Below are 24,907 nucleotides of genomic sequence, written 5' to 3'. Positions count from 1 at the left end.
TCATGGCCTCGTCTGCGCGGACGAAACCCATAGCTATGTTCGGAAAATGCAGGGTCAAACACCGGTGTCAATACTTGCGTTATTGCTTGTTGAATGAATCGGTCTGTCACGGTTGGTATGCCTAATAGCCGAACTCCCCCGTTCGGTTTCGGGATTTCGACCCGACGGACTGGACTTGGCTCATAGGTTCCCTCTTTCAAGCGGTGACGGATTTCTTGCCAGTTTTGCAGGATGTGGGCTCGTAACTCTTTTACGGCCATTCCGTCTACGCCGTGGCTTCCTTTGTTCTCCTCCACACGTTTCAGTGCAGTTAGCAAGTTTTCCCGTGACAACAGCAACTCCATCATTCGTGACATACTCCTCGCGTGAATTGTTCTTCTGTTCATGCCGCTGTAAGCTCAGCCCTTCTGGATACCCTTGCGTATTCACCGCTACTTCCCCAGATAGGTCTCCGAGAATAAAAACAGGAGATTGTCTGCCTTCATTGCTTACATTCGAAATCCAAGTTGTTCAATTCCTATAACATGTTCAGTCCTTCCGACCGTTGACGTCACAACCGTCGTACTATGACCTCTGCTGACTTCTGTATGTTCAGTCTGCCTTCACAGGCAGATTTACAGAGTTACTCTGCGTTCATACAGATCTCCCCAGGTAAGAGCGCTATCTTCCTCTCCATCTATCTGCTTCATTTACTTTCGCATGCCTTCGGCAGTAAGGACTTTGGTTTGTTTGGCAACCTCATCCAACATGCGCTAGCCTTATATGAAGTTCGTGTTCCTCAGACCGGAGATTTGCCGCCGACTTCCTTCAGATTCGACCTCACGGTCGACACCCTTGTCTTAAGCTACGGCTACTACTGCCTTCACCGTTCGGGACTTGAACCCTAGAGATAGCGCCCATGCTGGGCGCACCATCAAAAGCAGGCCGGATCTGCTCCGGCCTGCTTTCACCAATTATTATCCTCTTATCTCTTACTCCGCTGCGGGCTTGTTCTTCAAACCGAGCACTTCCAAGCCGTAAATCCGCGCCGCCGTGTCTCCGCCCTGCGTCGGCTTTTGCACGAGCAGACGGACATAGCGTGCCTCGGTCTTCGCGATGGCGTGCTTGCTCGTCGCCTTGTCGTTGTCGGTCACGGTAACCGCATCGCTCCAGTTCTCCCCGTCCATGCTCAGTTGAATCTTGAATTCGCGCGTGTTGAAGGCAGGCGATTCGCCGCCTGCTTCGGCATGGTGAACGACGAACTGGGTAATCTCATGCGCTTGCCCCAGATCGACCGTCAGCCAATGCTCGCCGCTGCCGACGGCGCACCACTTCGTGGTCATATCTCCGTCGACGGCAAATTGCGGCGCTTCGCTGTCATTGACAAAGCTGGACGCCTCCGTCTTCGCCCCGATCGCCAGATCCTCCGAGCGGAACGCCGCCTCTTTGGATACCGTAATCAGCTTCGATTTCGTCATGACGTCTTCGCCGGCCGCGTTTTTGGCCTTCAGCGTAATCTCATACGTTCCTTCCTCCGCATAGCTCACCTTCGGATGGCGCTCCGTGCTGGAAGCCGGCGTGCCGCCCGGGAAGCTCCACTCCCACTCTGCCGTAACCTCGGACGATTTGTCCGTCAGCTGCACGGCTTCTCCCGGCGCCACGAAGGTCTTGTCGGCCTCGAAGTCCGCTTTCGGCGCCGGATAGGCCGGCCATTCGAACGATACCTCCGCCGCGCGGCCTTGCTTATAGTGGCGGTTCACCGGCAAGACCGCCAGCTTCGTCTCCTTCTCCATGCCGCTCCGCTTCATCTCGGACACATAGTAATAGTTGTTGCCTGTCGCTCCGACGAACTCGCGGGAGCCATCCGGCAGGACGCGGTATACTTCGTAGAGCATCGCATCGTCGCCGAGCGAAGTCCAGGTCAGGCGCGCATCGGCATAAATGCCGTCGCGCACATCGTTCTCGATCAGCTTCAGATCGGAAACTTGCCCGACAGCCGCCGCTTTGTCGTTCCGATCGCCAATCTGGAGCCGGCCGAGGTTGAGCGCGTACAGATTGTTTCTTTCCTTGCCTTCCACTTGAACCGAGACGCCGACGATCTTCTGGCCCGCATACGGGCTCAAGTCGTAGACGGCACGCGTCCAATCGCCATGAACGCCAGCTTCTTCGGTGGAAGCCGGCTTCACGATCTTGTACTCGTCCGGCGCTCCCTCCAAGGCGACACCGATGTTGACATCCGCCGCTTCGCTATTGGATTGATAGATGAGCGACATTTGCAAGGCGGACGTCGCCGCGATGTCGGTCTTGAACAGCTTCACGTTCGTGGAAGCCCCAGGCGCGACCGTGCCGAGCAGTCTCAGCGAGCTGCCGCCGTAGAAGGAAGTGCCGAAATCGAAGCTAGGCTTCAGCTTCTGGCCCTGCTCGTCCACCATCCAGCGCCAGGTCGGCAAAATATCCTGAAGGCTCCGGTTGAACCATTCGCGATCGCGAACCTTTTTCCCGTTCACGCTGAATTGCTTCCCGTTCCCCGTATTGAAATGCGTAATAAAGTCCGCCTTTGTAATCACCGTCTTGTCCACGATATCATGGGCAATGCCGCGCCATGCGTTGCCTTGCGCCTTCGTATTCGACGGGTCCAGGTTCTCCCCGACCCAGAGCTTTTGCTCCTTTTCCATGAAATCCTGGTTCGTCTTCGTCGTATTGAATGCCCAGTCCGGACGATAGAGCCCAAGCGAGGTTACGGCCGTGCCGTCTTCCGGGAACAATACCGGGAAGTTGTATTTGCCCTGGTATCCCCCGCCGCCTTCCAGATCCATGCCCGCATACAGATCATACGGATCGCGCTTCAAGCTGTCGGCCAGCTTGGGCGAGTTCCGAAACGGCGTGACGTAATCATATTGGCCTTCTTTTTTGAATTGCCAGCGGAAGTCGATGAACATCTGATCCGCGACCCGCTCTTCCCCGTCCTGGAAGAACATGCTGTTCTTGTCCGTCAAGGCGCCCTGCCATTTGACCGGCCCTTCCTTAATCATCGAATCGTACCAGATGATTTCCATATGGGACGGCTTCTTTTTTTGGAGATATTTCAGAAACTGCTGCATAAGCTGCGCATCTTCCGGCGTCGCCCCCTGCGTCTCCTGGTTGATGAACCACCCGTCGAAGCCGTAATACGTTGCGACTTCAATCAGCTTGTCCGCCACCGGAAACGATCCGTCCTCCTTCTGCTGCACCAGATCGCGCAGCCATTCGATCTTGCCGCCATGCTCCTTCTGCGGCAGGAAAACGGTTCCATACACCGGAACGCCATTCTTGTGGCCTGCATCGATGACATCCGCGCTCGGAGGCACAATCAGCCCCTCCCCTGCCGAACCTCCCCACATAATGAGCTTGTCCACATACTGCCAGTAGCTGAACGCATAGCCATGGAACTGATCGTTCCCTTGCGACGGCGCGCCGCTCGTGCTTTTGTACATGGAGGCGAGGGCCATGACCTTCGGCTCCGACTTGGCGTTCGGATTCACCTTATGGCCCTGCACCCGTTCGGTATTCAGCTTCACCGAGCCGCGATTGAATGGCGCATCCTTGTCTGTCTGCGGCGACCATTCCAGCAAGGTATCCGGATACCAGTAGGATGAATGCGGCTGCGCGGCATGGGCTTGTCCGGCCCATCCGGTGAGCGCTCCGGCGATCATCGCCGTGCTGAGCAATACGGCAAATTTCCGCTTCATATTGCTGCGGGACAGAACGGTTGGTTTTAGGCGTTTCATGAAAAATCCCTCCAAATGGTCCATTATGTATACTTTTCACATGGAAATAATTTGTCTCCAATTTTCGCCGCGGCCGCTTGAGCCGCAACGAAAAAGATAACGCTTCCACACAACGACAAGTCCATTGTAAACGTTTGCGCCGCAAAAAAAAGAGCAATTATCCCCAATCGGACAATCGCCTTTAATTAATCTCCCGAACCTTTAATTATTCCACTACTGGGATTTCCGGATTAACCTCTTAATGGTACCGGCTGGCAGCGGCAGCGCAAGCAACAGCGACGCTTGCACCGATTACGGCCGAATGCCAGGATGTGTGCTCCGCTACCGCTTGAACATGCTTTTGAGCATCCATTTCCGTTCTTCCCGCTTCTTGTAACGCGGCAGCGAGCGATAGATCCCGACAGCCTGGCTCCACGCTTCCCGGGCTTCCTCCTTGCGGCCCAACTGCTCGTACAGCTTACCGAGGCGGTAATATGATTCGCAGGATGACGAATGAACCTCCTGATAGGCTTGCAAAGCCTCAATCGCCCGGTTCTTATCCGTCTCTGCATACAAGGAAGCGAGCCGGAGATACGGCTGGCCGTATTTGACCCGGGGGTTCAGCTCCAATGCCTTCCTGATTGCCGCTTCTCCCTGCTCCGGCTCGCCCGTATGCAGCCAGCATGTTCCGAGATCATCCCAGAATTCAGCCGAATGATCCATCGTCTCCTGCAGCGGCTCCAGCCATTGTCTCGCTTCCCGGTAGGCTCTTCGCTCGATCAGCAGCCGGGCGAGCTCCATCTTGGCGGATACATCATGCGGGTTGGTGCCAAGCTGCTGCTTCAGCTTCCCGATCCGGTTCCTTCGCTTCAACGGCTTGAACAAGCTCGGCGACAGACCGACAAAGCGCCGGTCGAGCACATATAGAAGGAGCAGCAGCACGATGATGGCTGCAATCGGATTGCCCAAAAGCCAATATAGCATGCCAAAGGCCAAAAATTTGCTCACGTTCACATCCACCTCTACTCATAATGATCCGAGTATACCATAATCTGGACCCCGCCCCTATCCGATTGAGCGCAGCTCCGGGGCAGAGTTCGGCAAGCCGGTCACGATCGGCGATCGGGTCTGGATTGGCGGCCGGGCCGTCATCAATCCGGGCGTCACGATCGGCAACAATGTCGTGGTCGCGTCGGGAGCCGTCGTCACGAAGGATGTGCCTGATAATGTCGTCGGCGGCGGCAACCCGGCGCGCATCATCAAGACGATCGACGTCCAATAGCACAGCCGGACCGGACCGCGATTCAGCAACCAGAACAGCCGGATGCGGGCCTTGAGGCTTCGCATCCGGCTGGCGCCGTTCGGATGACACGCGATGATGACCCCCGTCTCCGAAGAGCTATGCCTTCATGCCGGTCATCACGTAATATTGTTCAGAAGGAAAAGAGACGCTGATCTCCTTGAAGCCGAGCTGCAGCATCGCATGAAGGAGATCATCGGACAATATCCGATGAGCGGGCGGCGGGCCTTCCTTCGGCTTCTTCACGTCCCACTCGGCGATCAGCACCCGGCCGCCCGGCTTCAGAATGCGGTGAATCTCCTTCAAGCCCTGCTCCGGCGGCTCCACTTCATGCAGCACGAGCGAGGCGATGACATGATCGGCCGCCCCGTCCGGCAGCGGCATGCGTTCAATCTCTCCGAGCTGGCTCTGAATATGGCCGAGCCCGGCCTCGCGGGCCCGCTTTTGCAGTTCCTCCAGCATTTGCGGCTCGGCATCCAGCGCAATCACCTTGCCCCGGGTCAGCTTCGCTGCAGGCAGGGTGAAGTATCCTGTGCCTGCGCCGATATCGATGACCGTGTCGCCATACTCGATGTTCAATAATGCGACTAGGCGCTCAGGGGGGAGCGATTGACGGCGTTCCGGACTGTCCAGCCTCGCCATGTTCTCCGGGTTGAAGCGACGTTCTGACATTTCTTCTCCTCCTTGACATCAACCTGATGCGCGGCGTCTCCCGAGGAAGCCCGCTGCAATTCACATCTCATTCATCTTAACCAAGAAGCCCAAAGCCAACAACAGAGAGAAGTCCCGATTATGACCGGACCTTCCGGATTAAAAATCGGCTTCATGAGCGCTCTCAATCATGCCCAGCAGTACGGATACCGGCTGGGTGCCAACCTTGCGCGCGAACTCCCTGCCCTCCTTGAACACGACGATCGATGGAATGCCTTGAAGCTGATAACGGACGGCGGCGACGAAGTTCACATCCGCATTGCATGCGGCGATGCTTGCCCGCCCTTCGGCTTCGGCGGCCAACTGCTCCATGACGGAAGCCATGGCTTGACAGGGCTTGCACCAAGGGGCCCAAAATTCAACCAACACAAGCGGATGCTTCCGTATATGCTCTTCAAATGTGGCATCCGTTAGTTCCACAACCGGCACGAGAACACCTCCTCCCCACTATTATATACCCCTCCCCGTATCAATTCATGCGAAAATTATTTTTTCTGAGGTTAGGCTGCAGCTGTACTTTCGGGAGTTTCCCAAAGTGCCAATCGGCCATTTTATTCCTCGAAATCCTCAGAATTGGAACCGGTTCGTCCCTTCCATAAGATACCACATGCAGAGCCGACTTCGTCATCCTTTTTTATAATGGAAAACGCGCTGCTGCGCCCCGAACGCTGCCGCTTCGAATTGACCGTCCGGCTGTGATATTATGGGTACAAGACCATTGCGAAAAAAGGAAGGGTGTGACGAGGCATGCAATACCGCAGATTGGGACGGACCGGTTTGAGAGTGTCGGTCATCGGCATCGGGACATGGCAGTTCGGCGGCGAGTGGGGCCACGACTATACGCAGCAGGAAGTGGATCGTATTTTACATAAGGCGAAGCAGCTCGGCATCAACCTGATCGATACAGCCGAATGCTACGGCGACCACCTGTCGGAAGCCTTCATCGGCGATTTCCTGCGGCGGGACAAGCGGGAAGACTGGGTCGTCGCCACCAAGTTCGGGCATCAATTCCATTCCCATCTGAACCGCACGGACCGGTATGGGGCGGATGAGGTGCGCGGGCAGTTGGAAGCGTCGCTGCGGGCGCTGAAGACCGATTATATCGATCTGTACCAATTCCATTCGGGCAATGATCAGGCGTTCGACAACGATGACCTGTGGACGATGCTTGACAAGCAGGTGCAGGCAGGGACGATCCGGCATATCGGCCTGTCGCTGAACAAGAGCAACAGCATGCACCAGACGGCTTCGGCGACGCAAGTCGGAGCGGGCGCGATTCAGCTCGTCTACAATCGGCTCGATCGCGGGCCCGAGGAAGAAGTGTTCCCTGCTTGTCTCGAGCAGGATCTCGGCGTGCTTGCGCGGGTACCGCTCGCGAGCGGCTTCCTGAGCGGCAAGTACAAGCCGGGAACCGAGTTCGCCGCCAATGATGTACGCCATCGCCATGGCCGCGAAGAGCTCGACGAGCGGCTGAAGCAGGTGGAGGAGATTCGTAAGAACGAAGTGCCCGCCGGCATGGACATGGCCGAGTGGGCCCTGTCCTGGTGTCTCCGCCATCCGGCGGTCACCTGTGTCATCCCCGGCTGCAAGAATGAGGAGCAGGTGGAGAGGAACGCCCGGGCGGCGCGGCATGCCGCGGACGATCATCCGCAGATCTGGGCGGATCAGTAACGGACAAGCCGGTTGCGGGCGTCTGGTGTGGCATCCCTGCATGTGAAGGAATATGTCTTGATATACGGAGTTGTCCATACTCCGGAACCCATGATAGTCTTATCGGTAAGGAGCCAGTTGAACCGGCTCCGCGGGAGAAGATATGCCGGCAGAAGCGAAGGAAGGTGTAAGGAATGGCGGAACAGCAAAATGAGCCGAAGAGAATTAATCTGGCGGATGCGATGAGAGAAATGCTGGCCAAGAAGAAGAAGCAGCAGGCAAATCAAAAAGGCGGCTTTTCCGGATCATCGGCAGCCAAGGTGTTAAAAAGCCAGAATACGAAGAAGCCGAATAACCAGCGGCGCCGCACGGGTGGATCCTAGCAGCGTTCCGCAATGGATCAAGGGGATGCGCAGGCCGCATCCCCTTGTTCGCGTTGAGCGACGGCCCCAGCCTTCAGCAGGCAGGGCAGAAGGCTTGACGCGTGCCGAGCCTGCTACGCCCCGTCCTCGAACGAGACGAGCAGCGAATGGTGGCAGGCCGTCTGCAGATCGCGCCAGACCCGGTTCAATGGGTCGCTCTTCATGACCGACGTCATCCCCATGTACGGGAAGACCGCTTGGGCGCATTCGAGCGCGGCCCGGGCCGCATGCCGGCAGGACGCGGTCACGCGCGCCTGCTCATCCTCGTCCAGCGCATCCCCATCGGCTACCCGCCCCCATGACGACTCCAGTTCGCTGTAGAACGGCTCGACAGCGGCAGCCAGCTTCAAGCGCTGCGCCGCGAGCAGCCGCTCGACGAAGGCGGCCCGTTCGGAGGCCGACCAGGCGGCGCGCCGGGCTTCCAGCATCCGTTCCGCTTCGTCGAGGAAGCGGCGTCCCAGCCCGATAGCGACGCCGGCGAACGATGCCTGCGCGAACGGAAGGAACGGATAATCGTAGATCGGATCCCGGTCCTCCGTCTGTCGCTCCGTCAGCACGAAGGTCATGTCCTCCGGCACGAATTGCTCCCGCACGGATATCGTATGGCTGTCCGTCGCCTGCAGGCCGAAGGCATCCCAATCCTCCTCGATCGTCACCTGATCCGGCAGAAAAGCGAACGCGCGCATCTCTTGCTCCGCAGCGGCGCCATTATGCTCAATCAACGCATTCGCCGTGAACAGGCTCGCATGCTTCGAACCGCTGCAATATTTCCATTGACCGGTGACGATATATCCTCCCTCGACGCGGCGGGCCGTTCCCGTCGGCATGCCCGAGCCGGCCACGACCGCCTCCGGCGGCGAGAACAACCGCTCCGCGGACGCGGGCGGCAAAAACGGAACGAAGAAGCCGCCCCCGGAACCGATTGTTATGGTCCAGCCTACATTCCCGTCGACCCAGGAAGCTTCTTCGAAGAGGCGAACCGCCTCCGGCAGCGGCGTCATGCTCCCTCCCAGACGCTTCGGCACGAACAGCTTGAACCAGCCCTTATTGAACAGCAGATCGAGGACGCCCGGCGCCAGGCTTCCGGACCGCTCCATGTCCGCCGACCGCTCGCGGATATACGCAATTTCTTCTGAGTTGAAAAACATCGGCATCCCTCCTGCTTCTCCGGTCTTGATGGCATGGATTCCGGGACGGGAACAGGCCCGCTCCCGCCCTGCTCTTTTCCAATATAACATAGGACCCCGGCAGAGGACAGGCGCAGCGTACCGGGACGGGCAGAGCGCTTCCGCCTTCGATTTGCGCCATTGCTTTGGCCGCCTCCATTCTTTATCATAAGAAGCAAGTGAACCGAGACAGCTCCTTGACAGGCTTCGCGCAGGCAAGCCGCGGAGCCGGATCGGACCATTCCCGGGCGGAAACGGAGGGCAAGACTATGATTCGTACGGTGTTGTTTGATTTCGACGGCACATTGGCGGATACATTGCCATTGTCTTTGCATGCATTTCGGCAGGTCTTCCAAACCTATGACAAGCGAATGCTGACAGACCATGACATCATGTCCATGTTCGGTCCGACGGAAGAGGGCATTTTGGCGGCCAACCTCCGTCATAAGGGCTTCCTCCCGCAAGCGATCGAAGCATACTATGAGCACTACCGCCGCTGGCACCCGAGCCGGGCCCGCTCCTCGGAGGCGGTCATGAACCTGCTGCGCGAGCTGAAGGCGCGGGGCTTGTCCATTGGCGTCCTGACCGGCAAGAGCCGGCGCTCCTACGAGATATCGGTCCGGTTGCTTGGACTGGACGCGTATATCGACGAGGCGGTGACCGGCGATGACGTGCGGCAGCCGAAGCCCCATCCGGAAGGCATCCATCGGCTTCTGCAGACAATCGGCTTGGCTCCGAATGAGATCATATGGGTCGGCGACAGCGAGGCCGATATCGCCGCAGGCCGCCGAGCCGGCGTCCTCACGTTCGCGGCCCAATGGTTCGGCACGGTGCAGACGCGGCAATTCGAGACTCAGCCGAACGGAATATTGCGGCATCCCCGGGAGCTGCTGGACGTCATTGGCAGCCAGGGAGGCGATTCTTCCGCCGATCGCCGCTGGCTCGACTGGACGCTGCGCATTCAGGCGATCGCCCAGACCGGGCTCGCTTACGGCCAGGATATCTATGACCGGGAGCGGTACGAAGAGCTGCGCGACATCAGCGTCGCCATGATGGCGGAGCAGTCCGGCGCGGAGAAGCGGACGGTGGAGCTGGCCTTCGCCCGGGACAGCGGCTATGCCACCCCGAAGGTCGACATTCGCGGCGTCGTCTTCCAACACAACCGGATCCTGCTGGTCAAGGAGAAATCGGACGGATGCTGGGCGCTGCCGGGCGGTTGGGCAGATGTGGGCCTCTCGCCGGCCGAAGTCGCCGTGAAGGAGATTAAGGAGGAATCGGGCTATGACGCGGAAGCGGTCCGTCTGCTGGCCGTGCTCGATAAGCGGCTGCACCGCCATCCTCCCGAGCCCCATCATGTCTACAAAATTTTCATTCAATGCCGGCTGTCGGGCGGCGCGGCGAGCGGCGGACTCGAGACGGAAGACGCCCGCTTTTTCCCCGAAGACGATCTTCCCGCTCTTTCCGTGCAGCGCAATACGGCAGCGCAGCTTCACATGCTGTTCCAATTCAATCGCCGGCCGGAGCAGCCCGCCTTATTCGATTGATTCCTCCAATATGACGATCTGAAGAGAATGTGTGCGCACAGACCCGGCATCATCACAAGATCTTCAACAACTGCAGAATGGAGTGGCAGCAATGGCTCAACTTTATTACCGCTACGGAGCGATGAACAGCGGCAAATCGATCGAAGCGCTCAAGGTGGCCCACAACTATGAGGAGCAGAACAAGCCGGTGCTTATCTTCACCTCGGCAGTGGACGATCGGGACGGCGTCGGGTATGTGTCGTCCCGCATCGGCTTGAAGCGCCCGGCCCGGCTTGTCCATGCCGATACGAATATATTCCGGGAGGTCTCCCTGCACGGCGGCCCTGTCTCCTGCGTGCTCGTCGACGAAGTCCAGTTCCTGACCAAGGAGCAGGTCCTCCAGTTGGCCCGCATCGTCGACGAGCTGGATATTCCGGTCATGGGCTTCGGACTCAAGAATGACTTCCGCAATGAGCTGTTCGAGGGCAGCCGTTATATGCTGCTGTATGCGGACAAAATCGAGGAAATGAAAACGATCTGCTGGTTCTGCGAACGGAAGGCAACCATGAATCTTCGCATCGGCGACGACGGCAAGCCCGTCTATTCCGGCGAGCAGATCCAGATTGGCGGCAATGAACGGTACTACCCGGTATGCCGCCGTTGTTACTTCCATCCTCCTTTGTAACGGATTATTCAAGGATGGGGTCCACACTGGCCAAAAACCCAGCACCTTAACGGCGCTGGGTTCGGAGTTGATTCTATTCGTCGGTGACTTTTTCAAGAATAGGGGAAATCGCAATCGGCGGGAGTGACATCGTCATCGCTTTATAATATACCTTTACTTTGTCTCCTGCCGCATAGGTTTCATTTTTCGGAGAAGGAACTAATAATATCTTGCCTTGATTCACAAGATCCCACCACTCCCCTTGCAGCGCTTCTTCTTTTGTAGGCGCATTCGCAATCGTCATATACGTGTCACCGATCGAAATGACATATCCGGTGAAAGGCACTAGTTCCCGGTCCTCAATGGATGCGCCAGAAATTCTCGTCGATGCGGATTCATCCGCATGCGCAAAGGTCGGCGTTACTCCTGCCGTAAACCCTAAACCTAATGAGAGAGCGAGCACCCCAACCACTAACTTTTTCTTGGTAATCATATTTATGATCCTCCTTCTATATTTTGGTGCAGGAATATATTTCTATATAAAAGATTAGTATCCTTTTGTTTTTCCGTTAATTAACAAAACTGTCACAAATCAATATTATTCAGAGTACTGACTATAAAACTATATCGGGAGGAACAGACGATGAGACGATTGGATAAAATCATCTTTCTTTTTCCTGGCGCCACAGAGGCGGAAAAGGAATGGTGCGGTTATCTCTATGCCTTGCTGGAGCAGATCCCCGCCTTCCGCACAGAAAGGGCTCTGCGCCCCTCCTGTGGGGATGCGGCTCTGCCGGCGATCGAGTTCCGGACGGGGGACATGAAGCTCCCGATGATCCTGTTGAATACCGACGAGAAGATTCAACTTCATTGGCGTCAGCATCCTCTTCTGGTCAACGCGGCAACCGGGGGCATCGACAGTTCCCCAATGACAGGCGAAGCGGCGAACCCGCCGCACGGCGCCGCCCATCATCAGCAGGCCGCGGCAAATACGATATCCTATCTGTTCCACCAGCTTCAGGGCCGTCTGGCAGGAGTCGATCATGTCGGGCTGAATATCCCCGCTTCCGACTTAGACAAATCCGAGTGGGATGCAGCAATGGCCAAGATAGGCAGCGTAAGCAATCTGTATCGTTATCCCGGAGAGGATTGGCCATTCATCATTCCGGCCAGCGACGCCGAATTTAGGACCGACATTACCGAATTTACGGTGAAAAGAACGCCGAAGTTCGAATTCGTGTACGATGTCTATACGAAGAAACCGGTGTTTCAATTCGCGCTGGAGACGGAGATTTCGCGGCAAGAGCTGGAGGAAATGTTCCCGGAGCCGGCTGGATTTGCCATTCCGGGGTTGGAAAACATTTTCCGATCCGTTAGCGTTCAAAGCCCCTGGGACAGCGGCATGGGCATCCGGTTCGATTTATACTACGAATCGGAAGCCGCCGGGTTATCCGACTGGGAAACCGGAGAGTGGCTGATCCGCCATGGAGGAAGACTGCGATCGGAGCGTTAAATCCTATTGAGTGATGCCGGTTATACGGGCCCGGACTGCTCCCATGCGAGCGTCGGGCTCGTTTTTATACGCCCGATTTCGGGGTCGGAGAGTAATTCACTCTCCGATTGGACACAATTCTCCTTGTACGATCCGTTGATGATGAACGATTCCGGCAGCCCGAAAAAGGAACATGTGCGCAAGCAATTTCAGGATTGCATGGATTTCCAGGAACGCTCCTTCCCGAATTGTCATATCCATGTCTTTTATATAGCGGGACTGGCCGGTCACGATGAACTGCTCCGCGAGGTCATCGCCCCATTCGACCGCGCTACCGATCAAGAAGCGTCGGATATGCTCTCCCGGCCGCAGTATTCGCTGGCCCGTACGTCCAAGGAGTGCGTTGATGGCATTTTGCAAGGAAAAGCGGCCTTGTTCCATCATACCCTTACGTACTTGATTGATATTGCCCGCCCTGTCGGCAGAAGCGTAGAGCAATCGGAGACCGAGACGGCGATCTCCGGGCCGCATGACGGATTCGTCGAGAATCTGAGAGAAAATGTCGCTGTCGTGCGCCAACGGGTGCGCAGCTCCCACCTGAAAGCGATCCGCCTGTCCGTCGGCGAAATCTCGAAGACGGATGTCGTCCTTATGTATATCGAAGATATCGTCAATCCCGAGCATGTCGAGAAATTAAAGAAGCGGATTAAGGAAATGGAGATTGACGCCGTATTTGAGGCTCATATGCTCGTGCAGATGATCGATGAAAATCCGAACTCCATTTTCCCGCAGTTCATGACGACCGAACGAACCGATTCCGCCGTATCGAAGCTCGTCGCCGGCCGGATCGTCGGCTTTGTCGACGGAAGTCCCACCGCCTTTATCAGCCCGACGTCGTTCTTTGAATTTTTCTCGTCTCCCGATGATTATTACCAGCGCTGGCATATCGGTTCCGCCTTGCGACTGCTTCGCCTCGTCGGCTTTATCATCACGATCGGCTTTACGGCCTTCTATGTATCGGTAACGACCTATCATTATGAGATGATACCGCATACGATGCTCCTTAACTTGACCGAATCCAGGAGCAAGGTGCCGTTTCCCCCGTTAATCGAAGCGCTGCTGATGGAGACGACTATCGAGCTGCTTCGGAAAGCGGGTGCCCGCCTGCCGACCAAAATCGGCCAGACCATCGGGATCGTGGGCGGGATCGTCATTGGACAGGCTGCCGTACAGGCCGGCTTCACGAGCAATATTTTGATTATCGCCGTCGCCACCTCAGCCATTGCGTCCTTCGTCATTCCCAGTTATATCATGAGCGCTTCCATCCGGCTCATCCGCTTTCTGTTTATCATTTTGGCAGGGATATGGGGCAACTTCGGCATTATGGTCGGGCTCGGCCTTTTCGTCATACACCTGGCGGGAGTAACGAACCTCGGCACCTCGTATCTGACGCCCGTTGCCCCGATGAATCGGCTCGACTGGCTCGATACGTTCATCCGCGGCCCTTTGGCGAAGCTTATCTTCAGGCCCTCTATCGCCCGTACGGTTAACGATGTGAAGAACAAGATGAAGCGGTGATTAAGATGCGGGAAAAATTGAATTGGTTCCACATTGCCATCTTAATTTACGCCATAGAGCTGAATGTCCTGCTGTTCGTCCTGCCGCGAATCTCAGCCGAAAATCTCGGCACAAACGGCTGGATCGGGCTTCTCCTTTGTCCGGAGCGGCCTTGTTCAATATCTTCCTGATCTCGCTCGTCTTGGTTACCGCCTACGGATTCTTCAGCCTTCGGCAGTTGCAGCTGCTCAAATATCCGATTATCAATCTGCTGGCTTATATCGAGCTGCCCTTTATTACTCGGATCGAAAATATTACGTTTACCATCTTCTTGTTCACGAACCTGGCTTCTGCCGTCATGTTTTGTTTTGCGTCTGTGCAAGCGCTGCGCCGGGTCATTCCTCATGCCCGTCCCAAGCTGCTGGAGTTCATTGTCGTATGTCTCGCTTACGGCACCGCCTTTCTCCCGAATATCCTGCGCAAGTCGGAGCTGTGGCTGCGGAATGCTTATTTTATTGAAATCGGCCTCTCCTTCGCAGCGCCTGTCTTTTTGCTTCTGCTGCTGTGGAGGCAGCGGCACCGGAAAAGGAGGCTGCATTCATGAGACGATTGGCTGTGCTCATCTGCTTGCTGTCGATGTCGCTTACCGCCTGCCGGGATCAAAATATTTTGGAGCAGATCGGCTTCATCCGTTCAATCGCATTCGATAGCGCGGGGCAATCACCGGAAGGCGAACAACTGCTCGAGGTGACAATCAGCATTCCGAAGTCGAACCAGCAGGAGAAGCTCACGCTATCCACCGTCGCCAGGACGGCGAAGGAAGCCCGCATGCGGTTCAACCGGCAGAACAACCGCAAGCTGGTCAACGGACAGATGCGGAATATTCTGTTCGGGCTGGAGGTCACCCGCAAAGGAACGTGGCGGCATCTGGATACGCTGCTGAGGGATCCGTCGGTCGGCAGTAAAATTCACGTCATCATCGTCGATGGCAAAGCAAAGGACCTTATCGCGGCGAGTTACCCCCATTATCCTTCGACAGGGGAATATATCGACAAGCTGCTGCATTCGGTCATCGAAAGCTCCATGATTCCCGAAGTGAGTATGTACAGCTTCATCCGGGATCTGTTCGATGACGGGATCGATCCGGTTGCGCCGGTAATGAAGGCGCATCCCGAAACGCTCGAAGTGGCGGGCATCGCGTTATTCCGGGGGGAACAGTATGTGGGGCAGATTCCCGCACCGAAGGGTCTCCTTCTGTCCATACTGCGAAGCAGCTCCCCGAACGGAGAGATGATGTTCCAACTGGAAGGGGAAGGAGGCAAAAAAGAGCATGTGATGCTTGGGTCGATGTCCAACAAGCGGACGGTTAGCGTCTCTCACCGGAACGGGCGCGATATCGAAGTCCGCGTCGATCTCGAAATCAGCGGATCCATATTGGAATACACCGGGAAATTGTCGTCCAGGCATTATGAGAACCAGCGGCGATTGGAGCAGATGATGACCGAGTATATCAAAAAAGAAGCCGAGGACATGATACGATCCGTGCAGGAGAAAAAAGTCGATCCGTTCGGATTCGGACAATATGTCCGCAACCGGATCGGATACAAAGCGTGGAAAGCACTCGATTGGCATGACGCCTTCCCGGATATCAAAGTAACCGTGAACCCCAAAGTCCGGATTAAAGAGTCCGGCAAAATGGAAATATAACGGAGCGGGGCGGGGCGAGCCTGTCCGATGCGCACAAAAGCCTCCTGCCCGGGAAAATGGCAGGAGGCTTCATTATGGCATCAACGGTTCGTTCCGTACGGCAGATGGGGGAAGTCCTCCATCGGAATCTCGCCGTCGGGCCCCAGATAGTAACGCCGGAGCGGCGCGAGGGAGTCATCCAATTCATAGACAAGCGGCGTTCCGGTCGGGATATTGAGACTGACAATGCCGTCGGACGTCAGATTGTCCAGATACCGGACCAACGCCCGGATTGTATTGCCGTGAGCGGATACGATGATTCGCTTGCCGCCCGAGATGGCGGGAGCGAGCGTCTCATTCCAATAGCTGAGCACGCGGGCTTCCGTATCGTCCAAATTTTCCGTCACAGGGAATTCTCCTTCGCGGAGATCCTTGTATTGGGGAGCGGACGCTTCATACCGCGGATCGCTCGGGTCCAGCGCAGGCGGTCTCACATCGACGGAACGGCGCCATAGCTGTACCTGTTCCTCCCCGTACCGTTCGGCCGTCTCCGCCTTATTCAGACCCTGAAGCGCTCCGTAATGCCGTTCATTGAGCTTCCATGTCTTATGGACCGGAATCCACATGAGATCCATCTCATGCAGCACGATCCAGAGCGTGCGGATCGCCCGCTTCAGCACCGAAGCATACCCTTCGTCGAAGGTGTAGCCATGCTTTTTCAAAATTTCTCCTGCCAGACGCGCCTCCTTCAGGCCTTGCTCCGACAAATCGACATCGGTCCAGCCGGTAAAGCGGTTCTCCAAATTCCATACGCTCTGGCCATGGCGCAGCAATACGAGTTTGTTCATCTCAAATCCCTCCTACCTTCATCCGGTTCAAGCCGGTATCTATGATATGGATGATTATAGCAAATTTCGGCGGCCATATCGAATGCGGCGCTTCCCTGCGTTGCCGCGCCGATTCTGCCGGGCGCGCGGCACAAGATGCCCCGATGACACGATGGCCCGGCGGATAAGAAAGTTGAGTATTTTGCGCCTCCCGCTTTATACTACTTTTAGAGCGAAGCTTGACTTGGCTTGCATCCGTTCCCGCAGTCGGGAAGGAGAAGATCAAATTTACATATTACATTGGTATCGAACGCCATGCTGAAGGAGCGTGTAGACATGAACTGGTTGGCTGAAGTCGAGAAGAGAAAAGAAGAGCTGCTGCACGACCTGCAAGGCCTGCTCCGGATCGAGAGCACGAAGGATAATGCTACGGCCGGTCCGGGACAGCCGATGGGACGAAATATCGCCCAGGCGCTGGATTATATGCTCGGGCTGTCGGAGCGGGAGCAGTTCCGCACCGCCAATCTCGACGGCTATGTCGGCTATGCCGAATACGGGAATGAGGGGGCGCAAGAATATGTGGGCGTGCTGTGCCATCTGGACGTCGTCCCGGCGACCGGGCAGTGGACCACCCCGCCGTTCGAGCCGGATATCCGCGACGGGAAGCTGTTCGCCCGGGGCGCGATCGATGACAAGGGCCCGACGATGGCCGCCTTCTACGGTCTCAAGCTCGTCAAGGACCTGGGCCTCCCGCTTAAGCGCCGGGTGCGCGTCATCTTCGGAACGGACGAAGAGAGCGGAATGGAATGCATGAAGACTTATACCGAGCGGGAACCAATGCCGGTGTCCGGGTTCGCGCCGGATGCGGATTTCCCGATTACTCATGCGGAGAAGGGGCAGATCAATACGAAGTTCTACCTCCGCGGCTTTGGCGGTTCTTCCTCCGGCGATTCTGCGGCGCCGCAATACAAGCTCGTCCGCTTCGATGGCGGAGGCATCGCCAATATGGTGCCGGAATCGGCCGTCGCCGTCGTCGCGGGCGAACCGGAGGCGCTCGCCTCTCTCGCCAAGCGGTATGAGGGGTACTGCGCCGATGCGGGACTCGCCGGCGCCGCGGAAGTGAGCGAAGGTCAAGCAACCCTGCGCATGCGGGGCAAATCGGCGCACGGGATGGAGCCGCATGTCGGCGTCAACGCCGCCTTGAAGCTCATCCGCTTCCTTGCGGGTTACACCTTCCAGCCGGATGCCGCCCGGTATATCGGGTTCATTGACAAGCATCTGGTCGATGACCATCTGGGCACCGCCCTCGGTATTGCCTGTGTCGATGACATTACCGGACCGCTTACGGTCAATGCGGGTATTTTCCAATATGATGGCGAGTCGGCTCCGTTCTTCCATCTCAATATCCGCTTTCCGGTCTCCTATAGCTCTGCCGATGTGCTGAAGCCGCTGCAGGAGAAGATTGCGGAGTACGGCATCGAGATGGATCGCGAGATTGATCTGAAGGAGCCGCATCATGTCGATCGGAACCATCCGATGATTCGGACGCTCCAGCAAATCTACCAGGAAGAGACGCAGTTGGAGCCTACGCTGCTCACGACCGGCGGCGGCACCTATGCGGCCTTCCTCGACAACGGCGTAGCCTTCGGCGCCCTTTTCCCGGGACGCGAAGAGACCGCGCATCAGGTCGATGAGTACATCATCATCGACGATCTGCTGAAGGCAACCGCCATCTATGCCCGCGCCATTTATGAGCTGGCCAATCTGGAAGACTGATTGAAGCGGATGGCTCGCGGTCCCCGCCCTCTCCCGCCTCTAAGGCCTATCAATGAAATCGGACCCTCCTGGGCATATTAGGGATATAACGATGAGGGAGGGATTGGGAACGTGAGTGATTTGTTGAAAAAAGCGCTCTCCTTGGGCTGGGGTCTGGCCGTGGTCAGCAAAGAGAAAATCGAAGCCGCCGTCGACGAGCTCGTCCAGAAGGGACAACTCGCTCCCGAGCAGTCCAAGGCGCTCGTGAACCAACTGGTGGAACGGGGAGAAGAGGAGCAGGCCTCCTTCAGCGCCTCGATTCAGGATATGGTGAAGCGCAAGCTGCAGGACTTCGATGTGGCCGCCGGCTCCGACTTGATCGCGCTGAAGCAGCGGGTGATGATGCTGGAGCAGCGGGTTGCCGCGCTCGAAGGGGCTGACCCGGAAGACCCCCGGGAAGAAGATGGACAGCCGAATATGGAGACGGACGGCCGTGCGGATTAGGCATGCCGGCCGCTGCCGCGATATCGCCATGGCGCTCATGCGTCATGGCTTCGGCTATATTGTCGAGGAAATCGGATTGCGCCGGGTGTTATCCCTGCCCCGCCGCTGGATTACGCAGGAGACGCTGCAGACGAAGACGCTGGGCGAGCGCCTTCGCCTCGTGCTGGAGGAGCTTGGCCCGGCATTCATCAAGCTGGGCCAACTGCTCAGCACCCGGGCCGATCTGCTGCCGGGCAGCATTATTCATGAGCTGGAGAAGCTGCAGGACCAAGTGCCGCCCTTCACGGGCGCCGAAGCCGGCCGCATCATCGAGGACGAGCTGGGCCGGCCGCTTGGGCAGCTTTTTCTGCGCTTCGAGGATATCCCGCTCGCCGCCGCCTCCATCGGCCAGGTTCACAAGGCCTGGCTGCCGAACGGCGATGCGGTGGCCGTCAAGGTGCAGCGGCCCGGCATTACCTCCATTATCGAGCGGGATTTGGAAATCCTCCGGGGGCTGACCGAAGCGGCTACGCGCCGCTGGTCCTGGGTGTCCGAGTATCAGATTCCGGAGATGGTTCAGGAATTCGCCCAATCGATGATCGCCGAGCTCGACTATCAGCATGAAGGGCGCAACACCGACAAGATGGCGCATCTGCTGCGCAGAGACCCAGGCATCCATATTCCGCGCATCGATTGGGATCGCTCTTCGGCCAAGGTGCTGACAATGGAATATGTGGACGGCATGATGCTGAACCATTATACGGAACGGCTTCCGGACGGGCCGGAGCGCAAACGGATCGCCGAGCGCCTCGTGCACGCGATGCTGCATCTGATCTTCATCGACGGCTTCTTCCACGCCGATCCCCATCCCGGCAACATTATGGTGCTCGACCAGAGCCGGATCGCCCTCATCGACTTCGGCATGGTGGGCCAACTGAACGGGGAAATGAAGGAGTATTTAGCGGAGCTGATTATCGCGCTGATGCAGCATCGAACCTCGGGCATGCTCCGTGCGATTGCGCGGCTCTGCCTCATCTCCGACAAGACGGACATGGAGGCGCTTCGCCGCGACCTGGACCGGCTGCGGGACCGGTACTACGACGTGCCGTTCTCCGAGGTGAGCCTCGGCCAGTCTCTCCATGACTTGTTCGCCGTCGCCGAGAAGCACCGGATCGTGTTCCCTCCCGATCTGATTCTGTTGGCGAAGGCGCTGCTCACCTTGGAAGGCATCGTGGAGAGGCTCGATCCGACCCTCTCCATCCTCGATATGGCCGAACCGTTCGGCGTGAAGCTGCTGAAGGAAAAATACAGCTTCCGCCGCATTCAGAAGAAGGTGGTCGGCGGAGCGCTCGATCTGGCGCAAGCGGTGTCCGATCTGCCGATGCAGGCGAGCCGGCTGTCCTCCCTCCTCAGCCGGGGCAAGATCAAGGCCGAAATGGAGCTGCGCGATCTGGAGCATGTGCTGCACAAGCTCGATCAGATCAGCAACCGGCTCTCCTTCAGCATTGTGCTGCTTGCCTTCAGCATCATTATGGTCGGGCTGATCGTCGGCTCCTCGCTCAGCAGGAAGCCGATGCTGCTCTGGGATATTCCCGCGATCGAGATCGGCTTCCTCATCGCGGCCTTGATGTTCATCTGGCTGCTCCTGTCGATTTTCCGATCCGGCAGGTTCTAGCCGCACAATACGGGGGAGCTGCGCCAAGGACGCGTCTCCCCGCATTTATCCTCTTTACACTGCGCGGCTGTGAAGCAGAAGGTCCTTCTTTCCCCGCCATCCCTCCGGATCCGGAGAAGCATACTCAATCTCTTGCCGGGAATTTACATAGACAAAGTACGGATATTCCGTAATCTGGTAGGATTCAAATAACTTTTCTCCGGCTTGCAAAAAACGGATTCCTTTACTCTGGCTATACAGCTCTTTGTAGCCGCCAATTTCGCTTTCTTTTAGCAAAACGGCAGCATGCAGATCGGATCCCCGCTCCATATTTGCCTGAATCCATCTCTCTAATGAAGGAATGCAGTAAGGGCAATGAGAATCGATAAAAATCAGCAGTATTCCCTTCTTCTCTATGGCATGGCTCAAATCAAAGAGGGTATCGTCGGCATCCGGCAAGACAAACGAGGGAGCTCGCTGGTGCAGCAAGGGGTATAGGCGGCGGCTCTCCTCTTCTCCTTCCATGCTTTTCGTTCGATGAAGCATAGAGGACAAGTATTTATACAGCACGACAGTTGCGAACATAACGCACGCCAGCACAGCAAATTGAAAATAGATAACCACATTCAACCTCCGCATAAAAAATCTCGTCCTTGCGCATATACCAAATTATGTATATACTCAATCTATATCATACTTGTTTTTTACTATGATAGCAAATATTGATGAAAGGCGAGAAATGATGTATTCCTTTTCAAATATTTGGAACGGCTCCCGGTTTGCCGTTTTTTATATCTGGAGATTGCACAGACCGTATTTTTACGTTTCCATTGCGCTTCATCTCGCGCTAGGTTTATTGCCTTTGCTTGGCGTATGGACGATGCAAGAACTCGTGAACGAGGTTATTTTAATCGCTCAACCCGGGCATGGATTTGCCACGGCGTTATCGATTTTAAGCTTTCAAATGGTCATCATCCTTTCTGCCTATATTCTGCAATTTTTCTCGCAATTAAATGATCAAAAACTTGAAAATCAGCTCGGACTGGTGCTCAAAAAGCAGATCTTCGGCAAAATTATGAACCTGCCCTACTCGACCTTCGAGGATCCGTCTTTTTATGATCAAAACCAGCGAATTATCAATAGCCACTTCCAAATCGTATCCCTGGTCAAGACCATCATGACTTTAGGAAGCACCATCATCACCGTTCTATCTTTAGTTGGCTACATTGCCAATATCCATTGGGGATTGCTGGTCATTATCTTTGTATTTTCGATTCCTATCCTGATGGTTCATATCCGTTTTGGCAATAAAAGATATGTTCTCACTCGATTTTTGACTCCCTATCAAAGAAGAGAAATGTACATCTCCGAACTCCTAAGCCAGCGAGATTCTTTGAAAGAAATTCGCCTCTTTGGATTGGGCCCGCATCTGATCGAAAAATGGTCTTCGTTCTATAAGCGGAGCGCCCAAGAAAAATACAATTTATCCAAAAATCAAGGCATATGGGAGCTTGCCGGCAGCATGCTGCTCACATTAACCTATATTGTCTCCGGGATTCTCATTATCCTGCTGATCTCGGCCAAGAAGATAGAAATCGGGGCGTTTGTGGCAGCCTTGCAATCGATTCAAAATATTCAGTCGGGTTTAACCGAAATTTCCGCATCGCTGTCCAATATTTATGAAATCAGTTTGTATATCGAGGATTTCAAATCTTTTCAACAAAAAAAGGAGTTGTCAAGTTCGCCTTCTCACATCAAATGCGGCGCCATTCATCAGATCAGCGTGCAAAATCTCACGTTTACTTATCCGAACCAAACAAAACCGACCCTCAAAAATATTCATCTGTCTATTAACAAAGGACAAAAGATAGTCATCATCGGAGAAAACGGCTCCGGCAAAACCTCGCTGATTAAATGCATACTGGGCCTGTATGAAACGGGAGAAAATACGGTATGCGTCAACCAAATTCCTTTGCATAACTATGATATTGCATCTTATCACCAACGGATTGCCGCTTTATTTCAGGATTTCATTGAATATGAATTCAGCGCGCGGGAGAATATCGGCTTTGGCAATCTGAACAACCCGAGCAAGTCCGAAGTGATCGCTGCCGCCATAAAAACGAAAATTCATCAACATATATTAAAGCTGCCTGAGCAATATGAGTCATTGCTAGGGCGTCATTTTGAAGGAGGCCATGAATTATCGGGCGGGCAATGGCAAAAGCTGGCCTTGTCCAGAGCTCTGTTCAAGAATAGCGATCTCATCATACTTGACGAGCCCACCTCATCCATGGACCCGGAATCGGAGCTTGATATTATCCATGAATTATTTCAAGGGAACGATGACAAAGCGGTGCTGATCATTACGCATCGTCTTGGCGTCGCCGTGCAGGCGGACTATATTTTGGTGATGAAGGAAGGCCAAATCGTCGAGGAAGGCACACATAGGGAGCTGTTGCGCCAACAGGGAGAATACCATCGTTTACATCGCGCGCAAACCCAAATTTATAACCAGGAAAGCGGGGTTGTCGTCTAAACATGGCTCTGGTGTTTATGTTCCAAAGTTTAGTTGCCTTCTTGTTTCTCTCCACCTTTTTACATAAAGCGCGGAACTACCGTGACCACATTCGCATCATGAATGCCTATCAAATGGTGCCAACCCGGTTTATCGTTCCGTCTTTTATCGTGTTTGCCGCGGCCGAGCTTGCCATAGGCCTCTCGACTTTCTTGAACGGCAGCACGGTTTATCATGCGGTTTCCATATGTTCGCTCCTAAGTATTTATACCATTGCAATCGGTTTCAATTTGATGCGCGGGCATCGGCATATCCAGTGCGGCTGCGGCGGGATACTCGAAAATGAACAGCTGCACTGGGGATTAGTGCTTCGTAATCTTCTGCTCAGTTGTTCGGTTGTGCTTCTATGGAAATTTCAATCGTCATACGCAGGAGAGATTGCTCTTCTCCATAAACTTGAGCTGCTCATGCTTTCGCTTATTCTTTTTTCGCTGCTTTATCTGTTCAAGGATTTGTTCCAAATCAAGAAAAAACTTGTTCACCTTATGAAGATGTTGATCTGAAAACAAACGGGGAGTGATATTCGAATGACCGATTTTCTCATTATCGTCACTTTAATGCTGGTGCTCATCCAACTGCTGCTTATCTACATGCTGGCAAGGCTCATTGGTCAATTTCTGGCCAAAATAAAAAGCGTGGGCGGAATTTCGTTAACCGATCTGCAAATCGGTGAGCAAGTTCCGCTTTTTCGTGAATGGGGTTCACACGGGCGCAAAGTGATCTTAAGGGAATTGTTCAGCCAAAGAAAAGTGATGCTTCTCTTTATCAATACGACATGCCAAACCTGCAAAAGCATATTGCCTGACTTAAAAAGAGCGGTTGAGAATTGGGATATTCATATCGTCGTTATCAATACGGATAAGCAATCCGATGACGAAGAGATTCAGGCGATGCTCGCTTCCGGCATCGACTATATTCGCTCTGCGGACATCATGGAAGCTTATGGCGTAACCAAAGTTCCCTATGCTTTTGTAGTGAATCAAAACGGAATACTTGAATCCCATCGTTCGTTAATGAATTCGAACATGCTGTGGAATATGCTGGAGAATGAAACGGAGCGCCCCCATGACCGGGTCTTGCCGGTGATGAATGAGTAAAGTTCGCTTGGTAAGAAGAACGGCCACAGAAAGAAGCGACTTTGCATCTCGTCAGAGGCAAAATCGCTTCCCTGGTTCAATGCATTCTCATGCTGGCAAACACAGGCTTGTGCCTAGCAACCGCATCTTACTTTACTTGGCCTCGTACACTCTTCCCCCGTATCCCGATCGACATAGTACTCCCAGGAGGACACTTTTTGGATAATGCAAAGGGCGTCGGAGCGGCAGGAGACGACTCTGCGCGTTAAGATGCAACGTGAGGAAGATTGGCTCTTCGCTCTACTGGGTGGGTACAGTGTTGAATATTAGTTTCATAACCCCTTCCGCCTTTAAGAGATTTTCAGATGTAGAAACAGCCGTCAAGGAGTTCGCTTGACCGCTGTTTCTACATCTGAAGCAGGGTAAGAAGGCGGCAAGGGATTTATTATGCTCGGCGCGCCGCGAGCAACGGCAAACGAAGCTTATTGGCTGTCATATACACCATCGCAATCAAGTTTTCTACGTTCCTGTAGCCTCTGGCCCGACGTTTAGCTGCTTGAACCAGACCATTAATGCCTTCCAACAAGCCGTTCGTCATCTTACTATGGAACCACCGAAGGATCCCTTCTTCGTGCTGC

General features: G+C 55.2%; 23 protein-coding genes and 2 pseudogenes. 15 read left to right on the top strand and 10 right to left on the bottom strand.

Annotated elements, in window-relative coordinates; translation table 11 throughout:
- From ABD76_RS08355 to ABD76_RS08345, 3 genes and pseudogenes are all read right to left on the bottom strand, one after another.
- Positions 1 to 347 (bottom strand): annotated as a pseudogene (locus ABD76_RS08355) (group II intron reverse transcriptase/maturase); the annotation flags it as partial.
- Between the two features lie 624 nt (positions 348 to 971).
- Complete coding sequence (locus tag ABD76_RS08350) at positions 972 to 3,746, bottom strand: endo-beta-N-acetylglucosaminidase (RefSeq protein ID WP_197255921.1); 2,775 nt, start codon at positions 3,744 to 3,746, stop codon at positions 972 to 974.
- Positions 3,747 to 4,067: 321 nt separating this feature from the next.
- Positions 4,068 to 4,733, bottom strand: coding sequence for a tetratricopeptide repeat protein (locus tag ABD76_RS08345; RefSeq protein ID WP_197255919.1), 666 nt, complete (start codon positions 4,731 to 4,733; stop codon positions 4,068 to 4,070).
- A gap of 61 nt (positions 4,734 to 4,794) precedes the next feature.
- Here ABD76_RS08345 and ABD76_RS08340 point away from each other — a divergent pair.
- A pseudogene (locus ABD76_RS08340) lies at positions 4,795 to 5,007 on the top strand (DapH/DapD/GlmU-related protein); the annotation flags it as partial.
- Between the two features lie 117 nt (positions 5,008 to 5,124).
- Here the strand turns inward: ABD76_RS08340 and ABD76_RS08335 are convergent.
- Both ABD76_RS08335 and ABD76_RS08330 read right to left on the bottom strand, forming a co-directional pair.
- Positions 5,125 to 5,697 (bottom strand): class I SAM-dependent methyltransferase, encoded by a 573-nt coding sequence (locus ABD76_RS08335; protein WP_197255917.1) that lies wholly within the window; start codon positions 5,695 to 5,697, stop codon positions 5,125 to 5,127.
- Positions 5,698 to 5,835: 138 nt separating this feature from the next.
- Entirely contained in the window at positions 5,836 to 6,165 is a 330-nt protein-coding gene (locus ABD76_RS08330; RefSeq protein WP_197255915.1) for a thioredoxin domain-containing protein, read from the bottom strand.
- Positions 6,166 to 6,483: 318 nt separating this feature from the next.
- On the opposite strand from ABD76_RS08330, the gene ABD76_RS08325 reads away from it, so the two are divergent.
- Complete coding sequence (locus tag ABD76_RS08325) at positions 6,484 to 7,407, top strand: aldo/keto reductase (protein ID WP_197255913.1); 924 nt, start codon at positions 6,484 to 6,486, stop codon at positions 7,405 to 7,407.
- Between the two features lie 173 nt (positions 7,408 to 7,580).
- A complete protein-coding gene (locus tag ABD76_RS08320; protein WP_197255911.1) occupies positions 7,581 to 7,769 on the top strand; it encodes a hypothetical protein in 189 nt (62 codons plus the stop codon).
- Between the two features lie 113 nt (positions 7,770 to 7,882).
- Here the strand turns inward: ABD76_RS08320 and ABD76_RS08315 are convergent, their stop codons facing one another.
- Positions 7,883 to 8,956 (bottom strand): acyl-CoA dehydrogenase family protein, encoded by a 1,074-nt coding sequence (locus ABD76_RS08315; protein WP_197255909.1) that lies wholly within the window; start codon positions 8,954 to 8,956, stop codon positions 7,883 to 7,885.
- Between the two features lie 287 nt (positions 8,957 to 9,243).
- Between ABD76_RS08315 and ABD76_RS30380 the strand changes: the two genes are divergently transcribed.
- Together ABD76_RS30380 and ABD76_RS08305 are read left to right on the top strand one after the other, a co-directional pair.
- Positions 9,244 to 10,518 (top strand): NUDIX hydrolase N-terminal domain-containing protein, encoded by a 1,275-nt coding sequence (locus ABD76_RS30380; RefSeq protein ID WP_197255907.1) that lies wholly within the window; start codon positions 9,244 to 9,246, stop codon positions 10,516 to 10,518.
- Between the two features lie 91 nt (positions 10,519 to 10,609).
- A complete protein-coding gene (locus ABD76_RS08305) occupies positions 10,610 to 11,182 on the top strand; it encodes a thymidine kinase (RefSeq protein ID WP_168178120.1) in 573 nt (190 codons plus the stop codon).
- Between the two features lie 73 nt (positions 11,183 to 11,255).
- On the opposite strand, the gene ABD76_RS08300 is transcribed toward ABD76_RS08305, so the two are convergent.
- Positions 11,256 to 11,654: a DUF3221 domain-containing protein gene (locus tag ABD76_RS08300; RefSeq protein ID WP_197255905.1), complete on the bottom strand. Its 399-nt coding sequence runs from the start codon at positions 11,652 to 11,654 to the stop codon at positions 11,256 to 11,258.
- A gap of 150 nt (positions 11,655 to 11,804) precedes the next feature.
- On the opposite strand from ABD76_RS08300, the gene ABD76_RS08295 reads away from it, so the two are divergent.
- From ABD76_RS08295 to ABD76_RS08280, 4 genes are all read left to right on the top strand, one after another.
- Positions 11,805 to 12,674 carry a hypothetical protein gene (locus ABD76_RS08295; protein ID WP_197255903.1) on the top strand — a complete coding sequence of 290 codons (870 nt, stop codon included), beginning with the start codon at positions 11,805 to 11,807 and terminating at the stop codon, positions 12,672 to 12,674.
- 123 nt (positions 12,675 to 12,797) lie between these two features.
- Positions 12,798 to 14,231, top strand: coding sequence for a spore germination protein (locus ABD76_RS08290; protein WP_242069450.1), 1,434 nt, complete (start codon positions 12,798 to 12,800; stop codon positions 14,229 to 14,231).
- Between the two features lie 151 nt (positions 14,232 to 14,382).
- Complete coding sequence (locus ABD76_RS08285; RefSeq protein WP_197255902.1) at positions 14,383 to 14,814, top strand: GerAB/ArcD/ProY family transporter; 432 nt, start codon at positions 14,383 to 14,385, stop codon at positions 14,812 to 14,814.
- Positions 14,811 to 15,917 (top strand): Ger(x)C family spore germination protein, encoded by a 1,107-nt coding sequence (locus tag ABD76_RS08280; RefSeq protein ID WP_197255900.1) that lies wholly within the window; start codon positions 14,811 to 14,813, stop codon positions 15,915 to 15,917. The genes ABD76_RS08285 and ABD76_RS08280 overlap by 4 nt, the downstream gene beginning before the upstream one ends.
- Positions 15,918 to 15,997: 80 nt before the next feature.
- Here ABD76_RS08280 and gpmA read toward each other — a convergent pair whose 3' ends face one another.
- Positions 15,998 to 16,744: a 2,3-diphosphoglycerate-dependent phosphoglycerate mutase gene (gene gpmA, locus ABD76_RS08275; RefSeq protein WP_197255899.1), complete on the bottom strand. Its 747-nt coding sequence runs from the start codon at positions 16,742 to 16,744 to the stop codon at positions 15,998 to 16,000.
- Positions 16,745 to 17,059: 315 nt separating this feature from the next.
- On the opposite strand from gpmA, the gene pepV reads away from it, so the two are divergent.
- From pepV to ABD76_RS08260, 3 genes are all read left to right on the top strand, one after another.
- Complete coding sequence (pepV, locus tag ABD76_RS08270) at positions 17,060 to 18,499, top strand: dipeptidase PepV (RefSeq protein ID WP_197255898.1); 1,440 nt, start codon at positions 17,060 to 17,062, stop codon at positions 18,497 to 18,499.
- Positions 18,500 to 18,610: 111 nt separating this feature from the next.
- Entirely contained in the window at positions 18,611 to 18,982 is a 372-nt protein-coding gene (locus ABD76_RS08265; protein WP_197255893.1) for a phasin-related domain-containing protein, read from the top strand.
- Positions 18,942 to 20,636: an ABC1 kinase family protein gene (locus ABD76_RS08260; protein ID WP_197255923.1), complete on the top strand. Its 1,695-nt coding sequence runs from the start codon at positions 18,942 to 18,944 to the stop codon at positions 20,634 to 20,636. Before ABD76_RS08265 ends, ABD76_RS08260 begins: the two co-directional genes overlap by 41 nt.
- Positions 20,637 to 20,690: 54 nt before the next feature.
- Here ABD76_RS08260 and ABD76_RS08255 read toward each other — a convergent pair whose 3' ends face one another.
- Positions 20,691 to 21,239 (bottom strand): redoxin domain-containing protein, encoded by a 549-nt coding sequence (locus tag ABD76_RS08255; protein WP_197255891.1) that lies wholly within the window; start codon positions 21,237 to 21,239, stop codon positions 20,691 to 20,693.
- Between the two features lie 238 nt (positions 21,240 to 21,477).
- On the opposite strand from ABD76_RS08255, the gene ABD76_RS08250 reads away from it, so the two are divergent.
- Genes ABD76_RS08250 through ABD76_RS08240 form a run of 3 tightly spaced genes read left to right on the top strand, consistent with a single transcriptional unit; the run spans position 21,478 to position 24,290 of the window.
- The gene (locus ABD76_RS08250) at positions 21,478 to 23,154 is read left to right on the top strand and encodes an ABC transporter ATP-binding protein (protein WP_197255890.1); all 1,677 of its coding nucleotides are present in this window, start codon (positions 21,478 to 21,480) and stop codon (positions 23,152 to 23,154) included.
- 2 nt (positions 23,155 to 23,156) lie between these two features.
- Complete coding sequence (locus ABD76_RS08245) at positions 23,157 to 23,696, top strand: MauE/DoxX family redox-associated membrane protein (RefSeq protein ID WP_197255889.1); 540 nt, start codon at positions 23,157 to 23,159, stop codon at positions 23,694 to 23,696.
- Positions 23,697 to 23,720: 24 nt separating this feature from the next.
- On the top strand, positions 23,721 to 24,290 hold the full coding sequence (locus ABD76_RS08240) for a TlpA family protein disulfide reductase (protein ID WP_197255888.1): 570 nt from the start codon (positions 23,721 to 23,723) through the stop codon (positions 24,288 to 24,290).
- A gap of 424 nt (positions 24,291 to 24,714) precedes the next feature.
- On the opposite strand, the gene ABD76_RS08235 is transcribed toward ABD76_RS08240, so the two are convergent.
- On the bottom strand, positions 24,715 to 24,907 hold a 193-nt coding region (locus tag ABD76_RS08235; RefSeq protein ID WP_197253431.1), incomplete at its 5' end, for a transposase.

Origin of the sequence: Paenibacillus dendritiformis (assembly GCF_015845845.1) — a bacterium.
Lineage (GTDB): Bacteria > Bacillota > Bacilli > Paenibacillales > Paenibacillaceae > Paenibacillus_B > Paenibacillus_B dendritiformis_C.
The sequence above is the reverse complement of the archived record's forward strand: the minus strand, read 5'-3'. Positions and strand labels throughout refer to the sequence as shown.

Excerpts from the sequence above, each read along its gene's own strand:
- ABD76_RS08305 (WP_168178120.1), top strand. The coding sequence starts at position 10,610 with ATGGCTCAACTTTATTACCGCTACGGAGCGATGAACAGCGGCAAATCG.
- ABD76_RS08325 (WP_197255913.1), top strand. The coding sequence starts at position 6,484 with ATGCAATACCGCAGATTGGGACGGACCGGTTTGAGAGTGTCGGTCATC.
- ABD76_RS08335 (WP_197255917.1), bottom strand. The coding sequence starts at position 5,697 with ATGTCAGAACGTCGCTTCAACCCGGAGAACATGGCGAGGCTGGACAGT.
- ABD76_RS30380 (WP_197255907.1), top strand. The coding sequence starts at position 9,244 with ATGATTCGTACGGTGTTGTTTGATTTCGACGGCACATTGGCGGATACA.
- pepV (WP_197255898.1), top strand. The coding sequence starts at position 17,060 with ATGAACTGGTTGGCTGAAGTCGAGAAGAGAAAAGAAGAGCTGCTGCAC.
- ABD76_RS08240 (WP_197255888.1), top strand. The coding sequence starts at position 23,721 with ATGACCGATTTTCTCATTATCGTCACTTTAATGCTGGTGCTCATCCAA.
- ABD76_RS08245 (WP_197255889.1), top strand. The coding sequence starts at position 23,157 with ATGGCTCTGGTGTTTATGTTCCAAAGTTTAGTTGCCTTCTTGTTTCTC.
- ABD76_RS08295 (WP_197255903.1), top strand. The coding sequence starts at position 11,805 with ATGAGACGATTGGATAAAATCATCTTTCTTTTTCCTGGCGCCACAGAG.
- ABD76_RS08280 (WP_197255900.1), top strand. The coding sequence starts at position 14,811 with ATGAGACGATTGGCTGTGCTCATCTGCTTGCTGTCGATGTCGCTTACC.
- ABD76_RS08320 (WP_197255911.1), top strand. The coding sequence starts at position 7,581 with ATGGCGGAACAGCAAAATGAGCCGAAGAGAATTAATCTGGCGGATGCG.
- ABD76_RS08315 (WP_197255909.1), bottom strand. The coding sequence starts at position 8,956 with ATGTTTTTCAACTCAGAAGAAATTGCGTATATCCGCGAGCGGTCGGCG.
- ABD76_RS08300 (WP_197255905.1), bottom strand. The coding sequence starts at position 11,654 with ATGATTACCAAGAAAAAGTTAGTGGTTGGGGTGCTCGCTCTCTCATTA.
- ABD76_RS08260 (WP_197255923.1), top strand. The coding sequence starts at position 18,942 with ATGGACAGCCGAATATGGAGACGGACGGCCGTGCGGATTAGGCATGCC.
- gpmA (WP_197255899.1), bottom strand. The coding sequence starts at position 16,744 with ATGAACAAACTCGTATTGCTGCGCCATGGCCAGAGCGTATGGAATTTG.
- ABD76_RS08350 (WP_197255921.1), bottom strand. The coding sequence starts at position 3,746 with ATGAAACGCCTAAAACCAACCGTTCTGTCCCGCAGCAATATGAAGCGG.